The sequence below is a fragment of the Pseudomonas sp. HTZ2 genome, from assembly GCF_033173945.1.
In the GTDB taxonomy this organism is placed as follows: Bacteria; Pseudomonadota; Gammaproteobacteria; order Pseudomonadales; family Pseudomonadaceae; genus Aquipseudomonas; species Aquipseudomonas guariconensis.
Genome location: NZ_CP137332.1, coordinates 1,783,533 through 1,801,291 on the forward strand (window position 1 = coordinate 1,783,533; position 17,759 = coordinate 1,801,291).

Genomic DNA, 17,759 nt, shown 5'->3' on the forward strand with positions numbered 1-17,759 from the left:
CACAAAGTCGACGGTGATCTTTGTTGGAGCGGGTTTACCCGCGAAGTGTCCTGGCTAGAGCAGGTTCAGCGGGTAGCTGATGATCAGTCGATTCTCGTCGAACGCGTTGGTGCTGAAATCCCGGCGCATGGTGGAGTTGCGCCATTTAAGCGACAGGTCCTTGAAGGAACCGGCCTGGATCACGTAGGCAAGCTCGGTTTCCCGCGCCCACTCCTTGCCGTCGGTGACGCCGCCGGCCTGCACATTGTCGCCTTTGATGTAGCGGTTCATCAGGGTCAGCCCGGGCACGCCGAGGGCGACGAAGTTGAAGTCGTGTCGCACCTGCCAGGAGCGCTCTTTGGCGTTGTCGAAGCTTGAGTTGTAGCTGTCGTTGGCCAGGGTGCCACCGCTGGTCCCGTTGACCCGCATCCAGGCGTCGTCACCGCTGACCTTCTGCAGGCCCAGGTAGAACGTATGACCTTGGTAGCGTGCCGAGAGCATGGCCGAGGCGGTGCGGTTGTCCAATTTGCCAGCGCGCTCGGCACCGTCCTCGCCGCCGACGAAATAACCGAGGTTGGCGCCCAGGGTCCAGTCGCCCAGAGGCTGGCTGTGCACCACGTTGACGTACTGTTGGCGGTAGATGTCCTTGAGCTGGGCATTCCACAGGCCAACCAGCGTGCGCTTGTCGTTGAAGGTGTATTCGCCGCCGGCGAAGTTGAACCGGTCGGAGGTGAAGGCGGCGCGGCCATTGAGCGACATGTCTTCCATGCTGGCGTCGTTGCGCGGGCTGTTGCCACGGAACTGGCCGGCATACAGGGTCAGCCCGGCGATCTCCTGGGAGGTGAGCTGGCCGCCGCGGAAGGTCTGTGGCAGTGAGCGGCCATCGTCCGAGCGCAGGATCGGTAGCACGGGCATCCATTCACCGACCTTCAGTTCGGTCTGCGACGCCTTGGCTTTGAGCGCGATGCCAAGGCGGCCGAAATCATCGGCGGGGCGGCCGTCGTCGTGCACGGGCAGCAGGTGAGTGCCGGCTGTGCCTTTGCCGCCATCGAGCTTGATCGAATACAGCCCGAGCACGTCCACGCCGAAACCGACGGTGCCTTGGGTGAAGCCGGAGCGGGCATCGAGGATGAAGCTCTGGGTCCATTCCTCGGCTTTGCTCTGGCGATTAGCCGGGTCGACGAAGTTGCGGTTGATGTAGAAGTTGCGCAGGTTGAGGGTGGCCTTGGCGCCTTCCACGAAACCGCTTTCAGCGGCCAGGGAGGGCAGGGCGCAGGACAGGGCCAACAGGCCGGGCAGCAGTTGGCGTGCGGGTTGCAAAGTGCTCATCGGTTGCGGATCTCTTGTTTTTATTCGGGCGAGCCGGTGCGCTGCGGGTGCGGGCCGCAGGGTGTGGCGTCTTTTGTGAGAGCGTGTGCAACGTTGCGTGGGCGATGGTGCGGTGCAAGGTGAGGGCGAGGCAATTCGCCCAATGCGGAACGGGGCGATTATCGAACGGAATGTCGACGTGGTTAATTCGGGGGCGCGGGGGGCTGTCCCATAAAAAAGCCCACCGCGAGGGTGGGCTTGATGCTGCTAGCGGGTCGCTCAGCCTTTCGGTGTTTCCACCGAAGCCTGCTGGTTGGCCTGCCCGGTCTGCTCGTACCAGCCGCCACCGAGGGCCTTGTACAGGTTGACCTCGCTGACCAGCTGCGAGAGCCGGTCGTTGATCAGCGACTGCTGCGAACTGAACAGGTTGCGCTGGGCATCGAGGAAGGTCAGGTTGCTGTCGATCCCGATGCGGTAGCGGCGCTCGGCCAGGCGGTAGTAGTCCTGGTTGGCGGCCACCAGGTCGCGCTGGGCCTGCAGCTGCTCCTCGAAGGTCTTGCGTGCGGCCAGGCCATCGGAGACTTCCTGGAAGGCGGTCTGGATGGTCTTTTCGTACTTGGCGACGTTGATGTCCTTCTGGATCTTCGAGTAGTCCAGGCTCGCTTTCAGGCTGCCGGCGTTGAAGATCGGCAGGTTGATCTGCGGCTGGAACAGCCAAGTGCCCGACCCGCCCTTGAACAGCCCGCCCATGTCCGGGCTCAGGGTGCCGGCGTTGGCGGTCAGGCTGATGCTCGGGAAGAACGCAGCGCGGGCCGCGCCGATATTGGCGTTGGCGGCTTTGAGCAGGTGCTCGGCTTCCTGGATGTCCGGACGCCGTTGCAGCAGATCCGATGGCAGGCCGGCCGGGACCTCGGCCAGTTGATCGGCGTCGAGCTGAAGCGGTGCCGGCAGGTCAGCCGGCACGCCAGTGCCCAGCAGCACGGTCAGGCTGTTCAGGTCCTGGGCGACCAGGCGCTGGTACTGCGCGAGTTTGACCCGCGCGCCTTCAACGGCGGTGCGGGCCTGGCTCACATCGAGCGCTGAGGCAACACCCACCTCATTGCTACGGCGGGTGAGGTTGTAGCTTTCGACGTAGGTCTTGAGGGTCTCTTCGGTCAGCTTGAGCTGCGCTTGGTCGGCCTGCCAGGTGTAGTAGGCATTGGCCACGCTGGCGACCAGGCTGATTTGCGTGGAGCGGCGGGCCTGCTCGCTGGAGAGGTAGGTCTCCAAGGCCTGCTCGGTGAGGCTGCGCACACGGCCGAACAAGTCCAGCTCATAGGCGCTGACACCCAGGGTGGCCGAGTACTGGCTGGTGATGCCCGCTTCGCCGGTCTGCGACATGTTCGCCGGTACCCGCTGGCGGCTGCCGCTGCCATTGGCCGATACCGCCGGGAACAGGTCGGCCCGCTGGATGCGGTACTGGGCCCGGTAGGCATCGATGTTCAGGGCGGCGACGCGCAGGTCGCGGTTGTTGACCAGCGCGGTCTGGATCAGCTGCTGCAGCGCAGGATCATGGAAGAACTGACGCCAGCCCTGCTCGGCCGCGGCTACGTCGGCCGACTGGGTCGGCGAGTACGCAGGGCCTTGCGGCCACTGCGCCGCCACTGGCGACTCAGGGGTCTGGTAGTCAGGGATCAGCGAGCAGCCGCCAAGGATGAAAGCGGTTACCGCCAGGGATAACAAAGACTTGGTCATTGCCCAGCCTCATAACGAGTAGTTTCAGGGGTGGCGTCGGATTCAGGCTTCTTGCTGCCGAACAGCGACGACACTGCAACGAAGAACAGCGGTACCCAGAAGATGGCCAGCACGGTCGCACTGATCATACCGCCGATCACCCCGGTGCCGATGGCGTGCTGGCTGCCCGAGCCTGCGCCGCTGGCGATGGTCAACGGTACCACGCCGAGGATGAACGCCAGCGAGGTCATGATGATTGGGCGCAGACGCATGCGGCAGGCCTCGATGGCTGCGTCATACAGGCTGCGGCCCTGCTCGTGCAGTTCCTTGGCGAATTCGACGATCAGGATCGCGTTCTTCGCCGCCAGGCCGATAGTGGTCAGCAGGCCGACCAGGAAGTACACGTCGTTGGACAACCCGCGCAGGCTGGCGGCGATCAGCGCACCGATGATACCCAGCGGTACGACAAGCACGACGGCGATCGGAATCGACCAGCTTTCGTACAGCGCTGCCAGGCACAGGAACACGAACAGGACCGAGAGGGCGAACAGCGCCGGCATCTGCGAGCCGGAGAGTTTCTCCTCGTAGGACATGCCGGTCCAGGAATAGCCGATGCCAGCTGGCAGTTCGCCCGCGATGCGCTCGACCTCGGCCATGGCTTCGCCGGTACTGTAGCCCGGTGCCGGGGCACCGAGGATTTCGACCGCTTCCACACCGTTGTAGCGCGAGAGCTTCGGCGAGCCATAGCTCCATTCGCCCTTGGCGAAGGAGGAGAACGGCACCATCTCGCCCGCGCCATTGCGCACGTACCACTTCTGCAGGTCTTCCGGGCTCATCCGGGCGCTTGGTTCGCCCTGGATGTACACCTTCTTGACCCGACCGCGGTCGATGAAGTCGTTGACGTAGTTGCCGCCCAGGGCGATCGACAGGGTGGCGTTGATGTCGGCGATGGTCACGCCCAAGGCGCTGGCACGTTCGTCATCGATGATCAGCTGGTACTGCGGCTCGTCGTTCAGGCCGTTCGGACGCACCGCGGTGAGCACCTTGCTCTGGGCGGCCTTGGCCAGGAACTGGTTGCGTGCTTCCATCAGTTTCGCGTGGCCGACACCGGCGCGGTCCTGGAGGAACACGTCGAAGCCGGTGGCGTTACCCAGTTCGAGTACCGCAGGTGGCGCGAAGGCGAACACCATGGCGTCACGGAAGCTGAAGAAGTGCTGCTGGGCGCGGGCCGCGAGGTTGAACACGCTGTTTTCCGCCGAGCGTTCGTCCCATGGCTTGAGCATGATGAAGGCCATGCCCGAGCTCTGGCCGCGGCCAGCGAAGTTGAAGCCGTTCACGGTGAAGACCGAGGAGACGGTGTCAGCTTCGTCCTTGAGCAGGTACTCGCGCATCTGGTCGACGACCACCTGGGTACGTTGGGCACTGGAGCCGGCCGGGGTCTGGACCTGGGCAAACAGCACGCCTTGGTCTTCCTCGGGCAGGAACGCTGTGGGAATGCGCATGAACAGCCAGACCATGCCGACCACGATCAGGGCGTAGGCCAACAGGAACGGGAACTTGTTGCGCAGGATGCCGCCGACGCTGCGCTCATAGCCTTGCACGCTGCGGTCGAAGTTGCGGTTGAACCAGCCGAAGAAGCCGCGCTTGGCCACATGATGCTCGCCCTTTTTCAGGGGTTTGAGCATGGTGGCGCACAGTGCCGGGGTGAAGATCAGCGCCACCAGCACCGACAGGCCCATGGCCGAAACGATGGTGATGGAGAACTGACGGTAGATCACACCGGTGGAGCCGCCGAAGAAAGCCATCGGCAGCAGTACCGCCGACAGCACCAGGGCGATACCCACCAGGGCACCCTGAATCTGTTCCATGGAGCGCTTGGTGGCCTCCTTGGGCGGCAAGCCCTCTTCGGACATGACCCGCTCGACGTTCTCCACCACGACGATGGCGTCGTCCACCAGCAAGCCGATGGCCAGGACCATGGCGAACATGGTCAGGGTGTTGATGCTAAAGCCCGCGGCGGCAAGGATGCCGAAGGTACCCAGCAACACCACCGGTACGGTCATGGTGGTGATGATGGTGGCGCGGAAGTTCTGCAGGAACAGGTACATCACCAGGAACACCAGGACCACCGCCTCGATCAGCGTGTGGATCACGCCGCTGATGGATTCAGTGACCACCGGAGTGGTGTCGTAAGGGAACACGGCCTTCACGCCCGGCGGGAAGAACGGCTCCAGGTCGCTGATGGTCTTGCGCAGCGCCTTGGCGGTATCCAGGGCGTTGGCCCCGGTGGCCAGCTTGATCGCCAGGCCCGAGGCCGGGAAACCGTTGTACTGGGCGCTGATGGCGTAGTTCTCACCGCCCAGGCCGACCTTGGCGACATCGCTCAGGCGCACCTGGGAGCCGTCGCTGTTGACCTTGAGCAGGATCTTTTCGAACTGCTCGGCGGTCTGCAGGCGGGTCTTGCCGATGATGGTGGCGTTGAGCTGGGTACCGGGCATGGCAGGTAGACCGCCGAGCTGACCGGAGGATACCTGCACGTTCTGCGCGCTGACCGCGTTGCGCACGTCGACCGGAGTCAGCTGGAACTTGTTCAGCTTGGCCGGATCGAGCCAGATACGCATGGCGTACTGGGCACCGAACACCTGGAAGTCACCCACGCCGGCAGTCCGCGAGATCGGATCCTGCATGTTGGAGACGATGTAGTTGGACAGGTCGTCCTTGGTCATGCTGCCGTCTTCGGACACCAGGCCGATCACCAACAGGAAGTTCTTCACTGCCTTGGTGACGCGGATACCTTGCTGCTGCACTTCCTGCGGCAGCAGCGGGGTAGCCAGGTTCAGCTTGTTCTGCACCTGGACCTGCGCGGTATCAGGGTTGGTGCCCTGCTCGAAGGTGGCGGTGATGGTCATGCTGCCGTCGGAGTTGCTCTCCGAGGAGACATAACGCAGGTTGTCGATACCGTTGAGCTGCTGCTCGATGACCTGTACCACGGTGTCCTGCACCGTTTGCGCCGAGGCGCCCGGATAGGTCACGGCGATCGCGATGGCCGGCGGTGCGATGCTCGGATACTGGTTGATCGGCAGCTTCAGGATGGAGAGCGCGCCGACGAGCATGATGACCAAGGCGATCACCCAGGCGAAGATCGGGCGATCAATAAAGAACTTCGACATGGTTTACTCCGCTTTGGCGTCTACTTTCGCAGTGCTGGCCTGGTCTGGGCTGCCTGGCTTCTTGACGTTGGTGGCTTCGCTGACCTTGACCTCGACACCAGGGCGCACGAACTGCAGCCCTTCGGTGATGAGGCGGTCGCCTGGGTTCAGGCCTTCCTCGATCAGCCAGTCGCTGCCCAGGGTACGACTGGCCTTGAGCTGGCGCAGTTCGACCTTGTTTTCCTGGTTGACCACCAGCGCGGTGGGGGTGCCCTTCAGGTCACGGGTCACGCCCTGTTGTGGTGCCAGGATGGCGTTGGCATTGACCCCGGCCTTCAGGCGGGCGTGAACGAACATGCCCGGCAGCAGGGTGTGGTCAGGGTTGGGGAAGATGGCGCGCAAGGTCACGGAACCGGTGGTTTCGTCGACCGCGACTTCGGAGAACTCCAGGCGACCTTGCTGTTTGAACAGGCTGCCGTCCTCAAGCACCAGCTGGACGGAGGCGGCGTTCTCGCCGGCCTTCTGCAACTGGCCGCTTTCCAGGTCGCGTCGCAGCTTGAGCAGCTCGGCGGTGGACTGGGTGACATCGACGTAGATCGGGTCGAGCTGCTGGATGGTGGCCAACGCGTTGGCTTGGCCATTGCTCACCAGGGCACCTTCGGTGACGGACGAGCGCCCGACACGACCGCTGATCGGCGCCAGAACCTTGGTGTAGCGCAGGTCGATCTGGGCGCTTTTGAGCGAAGCCTCGGCCTGCAATCGTTTGGCATTGGCGTCGTCGTATTCCTGCTTGGAGACAGCCTGCTCGTCGATCAGTTGCTTGTAGCGCTCGGCCAGCGAACGGGTAGCTTGCAGGTTGGCCTGGGCATTGGCCAGGTTGGCTTCGTAGACGGCCGGGTCGATCTGATACAGCTGCTGACCTTCCTTGACGTCACTGCCTTCCTTGAACAGGCGCTTGAGAATGATGCCATTGACCTGTGGGCGGACCTCGGCGACGCGGAAGGCGGTGGTACGCCCCGGTAGCTCGGACGTCAGGGTATAGGCCTGAGGCTGGAGAGTGACAACGCCGACCAGAGGAGCCTGCGCCGCAGGCGCTGCTTCTTCTTTCTTACAGCCACTTAGCAGGGTTGCCAGGGCGACGGCGGAAACCAGGGCGGTGACGGCTGGCTTGAATTGCATAGGATCCTCGGGTCGCTAGAGCAGGGAGACGCTCAAGAATAATTGAAGTGTTTTCAGAAAAGGTGCTATCCGGTGGATAAATAGCTTACTAACGAATATACTTACATTCATGCTTGTTTGTAAATACCGCAGTCAGCCTTGAACGGGCGCTGCGGATCCGTCGAATACTCCCCGGGAGACGCCCTTAAAGAGGCGACCCCGGCCTGAACCCCGCGCGCCGGTCGAGCCTGCGGGTCGTGATGAGGTTGAGCTGCCATGGTCCGTCGAACCAAAGAGGAAGCCCAGGAAACCCGTGCCCAGATCATCGAGGCAGCGGAAAAGGCCTTCTACAAGCGCGGGGTTGCGCGAACCACCCTGGCCGACATCGCTGAACTGGCGGGTGTGACCCGTGGGGCGATCTATTGGCATTTCAACAACAAGGCCGAGCTGGTGCAGGCGCTGCTGGACAGCCTGCATGAAACCCATGACCACCTGGCCCGCGCCAGCGAGAGCGAGGACGAACTCGACCCGCTTGGCTGCATTCGCACCCTGTTGCTGCAGGTGCTCAATGACCTGGTGCTCGATGCCAGGACCCGACGCATCAATGAAATCCTGCACCACAAATGTGAGTTCACCGACGACATGTGCGAGATCCGCCAGCAGCGCCAAGGCGCTGTGCTGGACTGCCACGAAGGCATCGCCTTGGCCATGGCCAATGCCGTGCGCCGTGGGCAGTTGCCCGAGGATCTGGATGTGCAACGTGCCGCTGTTGCGTTGTTCGCCTATGTCGATGGCCTGATCGGGCGCTGGCTGTTGCTGCCGGACAGCTTCGACCTGCTGCGCGATGTGGAGCGTTGGGTCGACACAGGGTTGGATATGCTGCGCTTGAGCCCTTCCTTGCGCAAATGACACTTTGTGAATGATTGTGATGAAGTGTTTCCCCCTTTCATTAAGGGGGAGTTAATGGTTTGCGCAGCCCAATGCAGTGTGGCAGATGACATCAACGTCCTCGTAGTTGCCGGTCGGGCATGACCAGCGCGGCGGCTAGGCCCAGAAGCGACAGGGCGGCACTGGTCATCAGCAAGTGACGGAAGGTTCGCAACAGCCGCGCTTGGGTCAATGGGGCCGGTTCGCCTGCCTGCAGGCTACCCAGCAGCGGATTGCCCAACGCCTCGAAACCGTCCTGATGCAGCAGCGCCAACAGCAAACTGGACATGCAGGCCACCCCCATGGCGCCGCCCAGGGCGCGGAACAGGTTGGTGGTACTGGTGGCAACGCCGATGTCCTTGTGCTCCACCGCGCTCTGGGTCCCCACCAAGGAGGTCGGGAACTGCAAGCCGCAGGCAATACCGGTCAACAGCATGAACACCGCGCCGAGCAGCGCCGATTGCGGTGGCGTGAGGGCCATGCCGAGGATAGCCAAGGGCATCAGTACGAAACCGATAACGATTTGCGGGCGATAGCGACCTGTGCGACTGGTCAGGCGTCCACCGGTGAAGGCGCCCAGGGGCAGCCCCATCGCCAGCGGCAACAGATAAAGCGCGGCGCTGTCGGCGCCTGCGCCGGTGATGCTCTGGTAGCGCAGAGGCATCAGCATGGTCAGCGAGATCGATTGGAAGCTGGCGAAGAAGATCGCGCACCAGCACAGCATTGCAGTGCGGTTGCCGAACAACTTGAGCGGCAACAGCGGCTCTGGGCAGCGCCGCTCATGGCCGATGAACACCACAAGGCCCAGCAGGGCACCGCCCAGCAGTGCCAGTACCGGCGGCGATAGCCAGGCGTGGCCCTGACCGACCAAGGTGATACCCAGCAGTAGGCTGCCCAGGCCCAGGATCAGCAGCAGCGCACCGAGGTAATCCACCTGGGCCTCTCGGCGCTGTACCGGCATGCCGGCCAGGGCACGGCGGATCGCCCACAGGGCGAACAGACCCAGGGGCAGGTTGATCCAGAACACCCAGCGCCAGGACAGGTATTCGGTCAACCCGCCACCGAGCACCGGTCCGGCGACGCTGGCCAGGGCGTACATGCTGCTGAAATAGCCTTGGTAGCGGCCGCGCTCGCGAGGCGGCACGAAATCGCCAATGATCGCCTGGCTCACCGAAACCATGCCCCCTGCGCCAATCCCCTGGACCACCCGCGCCAGTACCAACTGCTGCATGTCCTGGGCCAGGGCGCAGGCCACCGAAGCCAGGGTGAACAAGGCCGTGCCCGTGAGGATCATGCGCCGCCGGCCATACAGGTCGCCGAGCTTGCCGTAGATCGGCACGGCGATGGTCATGGCTACCATGTAACCGGAGATGACCCAGGCCAGCAGACCGACATCGTTGAATTGGGCGGAAATCGCTGGCATGGACACGGCGACAATGGTCTGGTCCAGCGCACCGAGAAAAATCGCCAGCATCAGGGCGGTGAGGACTGTGCGCAGGACAGTAGGGGGCAGGGCGGCAGTCACGGAAAATACCTTGTCGTGGTCGCTGTCTGGGGGTTGGCCGCGGCTCAGCCAAGCGCGGAGCAAGGCCGCATTGTAGCTGAGTTACGTAGCTTCCTATGTACTATGCGCATCCCCTATGCAAGATCGGCATTGGCGCATCCATCCAGTAGCGCATGGCTGCGTGATATCGTGATCTGACCGCAACGGCTGAAATCCGGGCTTTGCACCAGCATGGTGCAGCCATTTACGTGCGGATTTCATGCTGTTGTACCCCACACCTTCTATTCCTCTGCCTGCATGTCGAGCATGACCGCCCTGATGGCGACGGTTGGAACAGGTCAGGTAGACCCGATTCAAGGGTCAGTAGTCAGCCCGTTCAAATTTCCTGTTATTGCGGAGTGATCATGCCCAAGGCTTCCCACCACGATCTGCGTTTTGCCTTCCGTGAACTGCTTGCGTCCGGTTCGTGCTATCACACCGCATCGGTGTTCGACCCCATGTCGGCCCGCATCGCCGCTGACCTGGGTTTTGAGGTCGGTATCCTCGGTGGTTCGGTTGCCTCGCTGCAGGTACTGGCCGCGCCGGACTTTGCCTTGATCACCCTGAGCGAGTTCGTCGAGCAGGCCACCCGCATTGGCCGTGTCGCACAGTTGCCGGTGATCGCCGACGCCGACCATGGCTATGGCAATGCGCTCAATGTCATGCGCACGGTGATCGAGCTGGAGCGCGCCGGTGTCGCCGCGCTGACCATTGAGGACACCCTGTTGCCGGCCCAGTTCGGTCGCAAATCCACGGACCTGATCTCAGTGCAGGAGGGTGTCGGCAAGATCCGTGCGGCCATCGAGGCGCGGGTCGACTCGGCGCTGTCGATCATCGCCCGGACCAACGCCGGTGTGCTGTCGACCGAGCAAATCATCCATCGCACCCAGAGCTACCAGAAGGCTGGTGCCGACGGTATCTGCATGGTAGGCGTCAAGGATTTCGATCAACTGGAGCAGATCGCCGAGCACCTGACGGTGCCCCTGATGCTGGTGAGCTACGGCAACCCCAACCTGCGTGACGATGCGCGGCTGGCGAGCCTGGGGGTGCGGATCGTGGTCGATGGCCATGCCGCCTATTTCGCCGCCATCAAAGCCACCTATGACTGTCTGCGCCTTCAGCATGGGCAGCAGAACAAATCCGACAACCTCAACGCGACCGAGCTTTCCCACACCTATACCCAACCTGAGGATTACATCCGTTGGGCCAAGGAGTACATGAGCGTCGAGGAGTGACCGGCGACTGACTCGGCGCAGCCGCCTGCAGGTCAGAGGTCTTCATCCCACTGCGGCTCATCGGTGAACCGCTGCGCGAGAAAATCCAGCATGCTGCGCAGGGTTGCCGGCATGTGCTTACGCGAGGTGTACACGGCATTCAGGTTCAGCTCGCGCGGGCGCGCCTCGGGCAGCAGACGGACCAGTTCTCCACTGCGTAGCGCTCCTGCCGCCTGGTAGGTCGGCAGCATGGCGATGCCGGCACCGGCCAGCGCGGCCTTCTGCAAGGTCATGGCCTCGTTGGCGCTGATGTTGCCTTGCACCGGCACGGCCACATGCCGCCCCCCGACTTCGAACTGCCACAGGCTATGCCCGAAGTAGGCGTGGGTCAGGCAATTGTGCTGGCTCAGTTCTTCGACCTGCTGCGGCATGCCATGTTCGGCCAGGTACTTCGGCGCGGCGCATACCACTGAGCGACACACTGTCAGGCGCCGGGCGATCAGGTTCGGGTCCAGGTCGTTGCTGGTGCGGATCGCCAGGTCGATGCGTTCGTCCACCAGGTTGACCGTACGATCGAGCATCTGCAGTTCCACCTTCACTCCCGGGTAACGCCGTACGTAGTCGGCCACCGCATCCACCAACTGGGCCTGGCCGAACGAGGTGCTGACGCTGATGCGCAGCTCGCCGCGTGGCGCGTCGTCCGGCTGGCGTACAGCGGCCTGTAGATCACCGGCCAGCTCCAGCAATTGGCGACAGCGCGGCAGGGTTTGCTGGCCGGCGGCGGTGAGGCTGAGCTTGCGTGTGGTGCGCTGCATCAGACGCGCACCGACCCAGTCCTCCAGTTCCGCCAGATAGCGCGACACCACAGGCCGAGAGAGTTGCAGATGGTCGGCCGCGGCTGACTGGCTGCCCAGGTCGACCACGGTGACGAAGACGCGCATGGCGTTTAGACGGTCCATGATTTGTCCGCTTTCAGAAACAAACTATGTCTGAGCATCGCATTTTTTGTGATGGATTGGGCAACTATGCTGTTGCTCACTCTCCCGTTCACAGGAATGTCCGATGTCGCTCATCTCCACCCTGCGCAGTCTGGTACTGGCCAGCCTCGCCCTGGCCGGCCAGGCTTTGGCCGCCGAACCCCTTCAGCTCGAGGTGTACAACCCAGGCCATGATGCGATCTTCCCGGTCAGCTCGGTGATCGTCAGTGGCAAGCACGATGCCATCCTGGTTGACGCCCAGTTCGGCAAGGCCCAGGCCGAGCAACTGGTACAGCGCCTCAAGGCTGGTGGCAAGCGATTGACCACCATTTATGTCAGCCATGGCGATCCGGACTATTACTTTGGGCTGGACACCCTGACGCGTGCGTTTCCCCAGGCCCGAGTGGTCGCCTCGGCCGCCACTGTGGAGCATATCCGCAAGACCATGGACGCCAAGCTGGACTACTGGGGCCCGCAAATGGGCAGCGACAGGCCCGCGAAACTGGTCGTGCCGCAGGTGCTGGTGGAGGATCGCCTGGCGCTGGAAGGACAGACGCTGGAAGTCGTCGGTCTCGATGGGCCACAGCCAGACCGTAGTTTCGTGTGGATTCCCTCGATCAAGGCTGTGGTCGGTGGCGTGGTCGTGGCCGAGCACATTCATGTCTGGATGGCCGACACCCAGACCGCCCAGTCCCATGCCGATTGGCTTGCCACCCTCGAGCGCATCGAGCGGCTCGCTCCGCGCACAGTGATCCCCGGCCACTACCTCGGGCAGAGCAGCCGCTCGCTGGACGCAGTACGTTTCACCGCCGGTTACATCCGCGCCTTCGACGCCGAAGCAGCCAAGGCCGCCGATGCCGATGCGCTGATCAAGGCGATGGAGCAGCGGTATCCAAAGCTGGGCGACGCCAGTTCGCTGGAACTCAGCGCCAAGGTCGCCAAGGGCGAAATGCAGTGGTAGTTCTTTTCAACTGATGGAGTGTGTCCCCATGAGCAAGATCGCAATCATCGGTGCCACCGGTCGTGCCGGTAGCCAGTTGCTGGAAGAGGCTCTGCGCCGCGGCCATCAGGTCGTGGCCATCGCCCGTGACCCGTCGAAGCTGGACGGGCGTGAAGGCGTTACCGCCAAGGCGCTGGACGCCAAGGACAGTGCAGCCCTGCAGGCCGCCGTGGCCGGGACGGACGCCGTGCTGAGCGCGGCGCATTTCGCGACGATCGAGCCCCAGGCGATCATCGAGCCGGTCAAGCGTGCGGGCGTGGCCCGCTTGCTGGTGGTGGGCGGTGCCGGCAGCCTGCTGCTACCCTCCGGGCAACGGGTCATCGACAGCCCGGACTTCCCCGAGGCCTACAAAGCCGAAGCCAGCGCCGGCGTGCGTTTTCTCGACGCATTGCGTCAGACGTCGGGCCTGGATTGGACCTTCCTCTCGCCCTCGGCGGAGTTCGTCGAAGGTGCGCGAAGCGGGCACTACCGTCTGGGCAAGGATCAGTTGCTGATCGGTGCCGATGGCCGGAGTTGGATCACCTTCGCTGACTACGCTATCGCAATGATCGACGAATTGGAGAAACCAGCCCATTCACGGGAGCGGTTCACGGTGGGGTACTGAGTCGTCTGGTCTGGCCTGTGCCTGGAGCCAGTCCAGCAATTCGACCAACCCCGGCGGCAGGCTCCGGGCAGGGCTGACTAGGTAGTAGCCTTTGCCCGTGAGCACCTTCAGCCCGAACGGCATGCACAGCCTGCCACTGCGCAGGTCATCGCCGACCAATGCCCAATCGCCGATCGCGACTCCCGTACCCTGGGACGCCATGGCCATCGCCATGTCCAGCGTCTCGAAATGCTGGCGCGGCCCATTGAGCTCGATACTGGCGCCTGCAGCCTGCAGCCATAGGCGCCAGTCGTGCTCGTCCCGTGACGGATGCAGCAGCATGTGACGGGACAGGTCTTCGAGCCGCGTTAGCGGCAACTGCCCTTCGAGCAGCGAGGGCGCGCACATCGGCGTCAGTTGCTCATCGAACAGCTTGCGTACTTGCAGTCCCCCGTTGGGCAGTGCGCCATACACCACGGCGGCGTCGAAGCCCTCGCGACGGAAATCCACGCCATGCTGCACCGTGGTGGTCAGCTCCACCGGCACGTCCGGACGCAATGCCTGCCATTCCATCAGCCGCGGCAGCAACCAGCGCATGACACAGGTGGGCGCCTTGAGCTGCAGCGTGGCACTGTGGCGACCGACCTCGCGCACACCCTGTTCGATCAGGGCGAAAATCTGCTGTACCCGCGGCAGCCAGTCCTGACCCTCCCGGGTCAGGCTCAGGCCACGCGCCTGACGCTGGAACAGCGCATAGCCCAGGTGCTCTTCCAGCCCGGCGATCTGCCGGCTGACTGCACCTTGAGTGATGTGCAACTGCTGGGCTGCCCGGGTGAAGTTGCAGTGCTGGGCGGTGATCAGGAAGGTGTGCAGGGCGGGGAGGGGCGGGAGGCGTTTCATCGATGTGAGCCATGATCCTGAGACATGGCTAGTATGTGTTTTTTTGCATTGTGGCGATAGCTGCGCCTTGGTTCCATAAACACAGATTTTCAACAAGAACCAGGGTGAATTCGATGGCAACCTGCGGCGAAGTATTGGTCAATCTCCTCGAAGGCTATGGCGTGGACCATGTCTTCGGGATTCCGGGCGTGCATACCGTGGAGCTCTACCGGGGCCTCGCGGGTTCCTCCATCCGCCACATCACCCCTCGTCATGAACAGGGCGCTGGGTTCATGGCGGACGGCTATGCCCGTACCCGCGGCAAGCCCGGGGTCTGCTTCATCATCACCGGCCCGGGCATGACCAACATCACCACCGCCATGGGTCAGGCCTACGCCGACTCGATTCCGATGCTGGTGATTTCCAGCGTGCAGTCCCGGGACCAGCTTGGTGGTGGTCGCGGCAAACTGCATGAACTGCCCAACCAAGGTGCGTTGGTTGCCGGCGTGGCGGCGTTTTCCCACACCCTGATGAGCGCTGACGACCTGCCGCAAGTGCTGGCGCGCGCCTTCGCGGTGTTCGAGGGCGCACGTCCTCGGCCTGTGCATATCGAGATCCCCCTGGACGTGCTGGTCGAGCCCGCCGACCACCTGTTGCCGGCGCGGCCTGTACGCACCGCTCGTGCGGGGGCAGCGCCCCGGACTGTGGCGCTGATGGCCGAGCGCCTGGCCAAGGCCCAGCGTCCGCTGATCCTGGCCGGTGGCGGTGCGCTGGCGGCAGGCCCTGCACTGGCGGCGCTTGCCGAGCACCTGCAGGCACCGGTGGCCCTGACCATCAATGCCAAGGGCCTGTTGCCGGCCAGCCATCCATTGCAGATCGGCTCGACCCAATCGCTGGTCGCGACGCGCGCGTTGGTGGCGGAGGCCGATGTGGTGCTGGCGATCGGCACCGAGCTGGCCGAAACCGACTATGACGTTACCTTCAAGGGCGGTTTCGAAATCCCGGGTAGTTTGCTGCGCATCGACATCGATCCCGACCAGACCGTGCGCAACTACCTGCCGGAGCTGGCACTCGTCGCTGACGCCGAACAAGCCGCCGAGGCGCTGCTGGCTGCCTTGCAAGCGCTGCCTACACCCGCGCTGAACGCCGCCTGGGGTAGTGCCCGTGCCGCACGCCTGCGCAGGGACCTGGCCAGCACCTGGGACCAGCCGACCCTGAGCCAGACCCGTCTACTCACCGGCATTCTCGAGGCCCTGCCTACGGCAATCCTGGTGGGCGACTCGACCCAACCGGTGTACACCGGCAATCTCACGCTGGACATGTCCCAGCCACGGCGCTGGTTCAACGCCTCGACCGGCTACGGCACCCTGGGCTACGCCTTGCCGGCCGCCATGGGCGCCTGGCTCGGCAGCGCCGAAGACGCAGCGGACCGATCGCCCGCGGTTTGCCTGATCGGCGATGGTGGCTTGCAGTTCACCCTGCCGGAGCTCGCCAGCGCGGTGGAGGCCCAGGTGCCGTTGATCGTGCTGCTGTGGAACAACCAGGGGTACGAGGAAATCAAGAAGTACATGGTCAACCGAGCCATTGAGCCGGTGGGTGTGGACATCCATACCCCTGACTTCATCGGCGTGGCCCAGGCGCTGGGCGCGGCGGCATGCAATGTGGGCGATGTCGCGCAGTTGCAGGCGGCGCTGCACAAAGCGGTCGAGCGCAAGGGACCGACCTTGATCCAGGTCGACCAGACGCAGTGGCAAGCTGCGGTGGCAGGTTGAGGGCGAACACCAGCCCTGAGGTCATGTTCGCGGATAAAGCCGCTTCCACTGGGTCTCCTTAGGCAGGCCTTGCTGGAAGCGGCCTTGCCTCAACTGGCGTTGGCCCGCAGCCGCGCCACGTCCCGAATCGGCGGCGCCCCATACAACCGGCTGTATTCACGGCTGAACTGCGAGGGGCTTTCATACCCCACCCGATAGCCCGCCACGGCGGCTTCCAGTCCGTCATTGAGCATCAGCCGACGGGCTTCCTGCAGGCGCAGCTGTTTCTGGTACTGCAAGGGGCTCATCGAGGTCACGGCCTTGAACCTGTGGTGCAAGGTCGAGGTGCTGAGGTTCACTTCCCGGGCCAGGTCTTCGATGCGCAGCGGCTGCTGATAGTGGCGGTTGAGCCAGGTGATGGCTTGGCAGACGCGGTGGGTCTGGCTGTTGGCCAGGGCGATTTCATACAGGCGATGGCCCTGCGGGCCGCGCAGTAACCGGTAGAGAATCTCGCGGCGAATCAGTGGCGCCAACACCGGGATGTCCCTTGGAGAATCGAGCAACCGGAGCAGGCGCAGCAAGGCGTCGAGCAACTGCGGATCGGTCCTTTCCACATACAGGCCCCGGCCAGACGGTAGGTTGGGCACCATCATCGGGCTGCTTTCGGCGATCAGCTGGCTGATCTGCGCCGGATCGATGTCCATGCGAAGGCCAAGGCTCGGGTTCTCGGGGCTGGCTTCGAGCAGCGCACCGCTGATCGGCAAGGTCACCGACACCACCATGTAATGCAGCGGATCATAGGCGTAGCGCTCATCGCCCAGGAACAAGGTCTTGCTGCCCTGGGCCAGGACGCACAACGCCGGCTGCGCCAGGGCCGGCATCGAGCGCACGCTTTCGCGGTAGCGGACCAGGTACAGATCCTCGATGGCCGATGCCGGACCATAAGGCTCGCCGGCATGGCGGCCAATCAGGTCGGCCAGCTCCTGGCGCTGGGCCTCGAGGGTGGGTTCCAAGGGTGTTGCGGGCATGGCGGTTTCCTCTGCTGACCGACGCAGCATAGGTTTGGGCAATGACAGGCGCTAGTCGAAAGCTGCCGCTCGATTGCCTGATCCTGCCGCGCGGCAGGATCAGGCAATCGAGCGGCAGTAATGACCTAACGTCGCGCGAGGGCGGGGCACTAACCTTGGCAGCCTGGTTTTTCCGTCCGCATGCTTCAAGGAGATCGTTCATGACCCAGCCACATCCGGTCACTCACCTGGCTTTCATCCGTGCCAGCAGCGGTCGTTCGGCGGAACTGGGCGCGCGTCTGCGCGACCTGCTGGAGCCTTCGCTGCGTACCCCGGGTTGCCTGAGTTTTACCGTACAGCGGTCCCAGGCCGACGACGACCTGTGGTTGCTCAGCGGCAGCTGGAGCGATCAGCAAGCCATGAGCGGCTACTTCGCTTCGCCGACCCTCGAGGTGTTTGGCGAGCTGGTGCAGGCCCAGGTGGTGAGCAGCCTGGACCTGCATACGTTTGCCTGATGTGTATGCATGGACTTTTTGCGGGCAAACATGCTCCCACAGAGGCGTGAAACTTC

The 17,759-nt window shown here is 63.6% G+C and carries 14 protein-coding genes; 6 read left to right on the plus strand and 8 right to left on the minus strand.

From position 1 onward, the window contains the following. Positions 1-54 precede the first annotated feature (54 nt). The 4 genes from R6G97_RS08375 to ttgA form a co-directional block, all read right to left on the minus strand. Positions 55-1,308, minus strand: coding sequence for an OprD family porin (locus R6G97_RS08375; RefSeq protein ID WP_253131627.1), 1,254 nt, complete (start codon positions 1,306-1,308; stop codon positions 55-57). A 258-nt stretch (positions 1,309-1,566) separates the two neighbouring features. Further along, positions 1,567-3,021, minus strand: a complete 1,455-nt coding sequence (locus R6G97_RS08380; protein ID WP_070576017.1) for an AdeC/AdeK/OprM family multidrug efflux complex outer membrane factor — start codon at positions 3,019-3,021, stop codon at positions 1,567-1,569. After that, entirely contained in the window at positions 3,018-6,170 is a 3,153-nt protein-coding gene (gene ttgB / locus R6G97_RS08385) for a multidrug efflux RND transporter permease subunit TtgB (RefSeq protein WP_043206423.1), read from the minus strand. The genes R6G97_RS08380 and ttgB overlap by 4 nt, the downstream gene beginning before the upstream one ends. Positions 6,171-6,173: 3 nt before the next feature. Then, entirely contained in the window at positions 6,174-7,328 is a 1,155-nt protein-coding gene (gene ttgA, locus R6G97_RS08390; protein ID WP_070576014.1) for a toluene efflux RND transporter periplasmic adaptor subunit TtgA, read from the minus strand. Between the two features lie 255 nt (positions 7,329-7,583). On the opposite strand from ttgA, the gene R6G97_RS08395 reads away from it, so the two are divergent. Next, entirely contained in the window at positions 7,584-8,216 is a 633-nt protein-coding gene (locus tag R6G97_RS08395) for a TetR family transcriptional regulator (protein ID WP_043206425.1), read from the plus strand. A gap of 91 nt (positions 8,217-8,307) precedes the next feature. Here the strand turns inward: R6G97_RS08395 and R6G97_RS08400 are convergent, their stop codons facing one another. After that, positions 8,308-9,759: an MDR family MFS transporter gene (locus tag R6G97_RS08400; protein ID WP_317847984.1), complete on the minus strand. Its 1,452-nt coding sequence runs from the start codon at positions 9,757-9,759 to the stop codon at positions 8,308-8,310. A gap of 383 nt (positions 9,760-10,142) precedes the next feature. Here R6G97_RS08400 and R6G97_RS08405 point away from each other — a divergent pair, with 383 nt between their 5' ends. Continuing rightward, positions 10,143-11,012 carry an isocitrate lyase/PEP mutase family protein gene (locus tag R6G97_RS08405; RefSeq protein WP_317847985.1) on the plus strand — a complete coding sequence of 290 codons (870 nt, stop codon included), beginning with the start codon at positions 10,143-10,145 and terminating at the stop codon, positions 11,010-11,012. A gap of 32 nt (positions 11,013-11,044) precedes the next feature. On the opposite strand, the gene R6G97_RS08410 is transcribed toward R6G97_RS08405, so the two are convergent. Beyond that, positions 11,045-11,950: a LysR family transcriptional regulator gene (locus R6G97_RS08410; RefSeq protein WP_043206427.1), complete on the minus strand. Its 906-nt coding sequence runs from the start codon at positions 11,948-11,950 to the stop codon at positions 11,045-11,047. Positions 11,951-12,053: 103 nt separating this feature from the next. Here R6G97_RS08410 and R6G97_RS08415 point away from each other — a divergent pair, with 103 nt between their 5' ends. Next, positions 12,054-12,929: an MBL fold metallo-hydrolase gene (locus R6G97_RS08415; RefSeq protein ID WP_317847986.1), complete on the plus strand. Its 876-nt coding sequence runs from the start codon at positions 12,054-12,056 to the stop codon at positions 12,927-12,929. Positions 12,930-12,957: 28 nt separating this feature from the next. Then, positions 12,958-13,572, plus strand: a complete 615-nt coding sequence (locus tag R6G97_RS08420; RefSeq protein ID WP_102081802.1) for an NAD(P)-dependent oxidoreductase — start codon at positions 12,958-12,960, stop codon at positions 13,570-13,572. Here R6G97_RS08420 and R6G97_RS08425 read toward each other — a convergent pair. Further along, complete coding sequence (locus R6G97_RS08425) at positions 13,543-14,451, minus strand: LysR substrate-binding domain-containing protein (RefSeq protein WP_052352311.1); 909 nt, start codon at positions 14,449-14,451, stop codon at positions 13,543-13,545. The genes R6G97_RS08420 and R6G97_RS08425 overlap by 30 nt on opposite strands. A gap of 113 nt (positions 14,452-14,564) precedes the next feature. Here R6G97_RS08425 and R6G97_RS08430 point away from each other — a divergent pair, with 113 nt between their 5' ends. Further along, entirely contained in the window at positions 14,565-16,202 is a 1,638-nt protein-coding gene (locus R6G97_RS08430; protein ID WP_090344977.1) for a 5-guanidino-2-oxopentanoate decarboxylase, read from the plus strand. Positions 16,203-16,291: 89 nt separating this feature from the next. On the opposite strand, the gene R6G97_RS08435 is transcribed toward R6G97_RS08430, so the two are convergent. Beyond that, positions 16,292-17,209 (minus strand): AraC family transcriptional regulator, encoded by a 918-nt coding sequence (locus tag R6G97_RS08435; protein WP_090344979.1) that lies wholly within the window; start codon positions 17,207-17,209, stop codon positions 16,292-16,294. Positions 17,210-17,409: 200 nt separating this feature from the next. Here R6G97_RS08435 and R6G97_RS08440 point away from each other — a divergent pair, with 200 nt between their 5' ends. Further along, positions 17,410-17,703, plus strand: coding sequence for a putative quinol monooxygenase (locus R6G97_RS08440; protein WP_317847987.1), 294 nt, complete (start codon positions 17,410-17,412; stop codon positions 17,701-17,703). The last annotated feature ends 56 nt before the right edge of the window (positions 17,704-17,759 follow it).

Excerpts from the sequence above, each read along its gene's own strand:
- R6G97_RS08395 (WP_043206425.1), top strand. The coding sequence starts at position 7,584 with ATGGTCCGTCGAACCAAAGAGGAAGCCCAGGAAACCCGTGCCCAGATC.
- R6G97_RS08425 (WP_052352311.1), bottom strand. The coding sequence starts at position 14,451 with ATGAAACGCCTCCCGCCCCTCCCCGCCCTGCACACCTTCCTGATCACC.
- R6G97_RS08375 (WP_253131627.1), bottom strand. The coding sequence starts at position 1,308 with ATGAGCACTTTGCAACCCGCACGCCAACTGCTGCCCGGCCTGTTGGCC.
- ttgB (WP_043206423.1), bottom strand. The coding sequence starts at position 6,170 with ATGTCGAAGTTCTTTATTGATCGCCCGATCTTCGCCTGGGTGATCGCC.
- R6G97_RS08380 (WP_070576017.1), bottom strand. The coding sequence starts at position 3,021 with ATGACCAAGTCTTTGTTATCCCTGGCGGTAACCGCTTTCATCCTTGGC.
- R6G97_RS08435 (WP_090344979.1), bottom strand. The coding sequence starts at position 17,209 with ATGCCCGCAACACCCTTGGAACCCACCCTCGAGGCCCAGCGCCAGGAG.
- R6G97_RS08440 (WP_317847987.1), top strand. The coding sequence starts at position 17,410 with ATGACCCAGCCACATCCGGTCACTCACCTGGCTTTCATCCGTGCCAGC.
- R6G97_RS08430 (WP_090344977.1), top strand. The coding sequence starts at position 14,565 with ATGGCAACCTGCGGCGAAGTATTGGTCAATCTCCTCGAAGGCTATGGC.
- R6G97_RS08420 (WP_102081802.1), top strand. The coding sequence starts at position 12,958 with ATGAGCAAGATCGCAATCATCGGTGCCACCGGTCGTGCCGGTAGCCAG.
- R6G97_RS08415 (WP_317847986.1), top strand. The coding sequence starts at position 12,054 with ATGTCGCTCATCTCCACCCTGCGCAGTCTGGTACTGGCCAGCCTCGCC.
- ttgA (WP_070576014.1), bottom strand. The coding sequence starts at position 7,328 with ATGCAATTCAAGCCAGCCGTCACCGCCCTGGTTTCCGCCGTCGCCCTG.
- R6G97_RS08410 (WP_043206427.1), bottom strand. The coding sequence starts at position 11,950 with ATGGACCGTCTAAACGCCATGCGCGTCTTCGTCACCGTGGTCGACCTG.
- R6G97_RS08405 (WP_317847985.1), top strand. The coding sequence starts at position 10,143 with ATGCCCAAGGCTTCCCACCACGATCTGCGTTTTGCCTTCCGTGAACTG.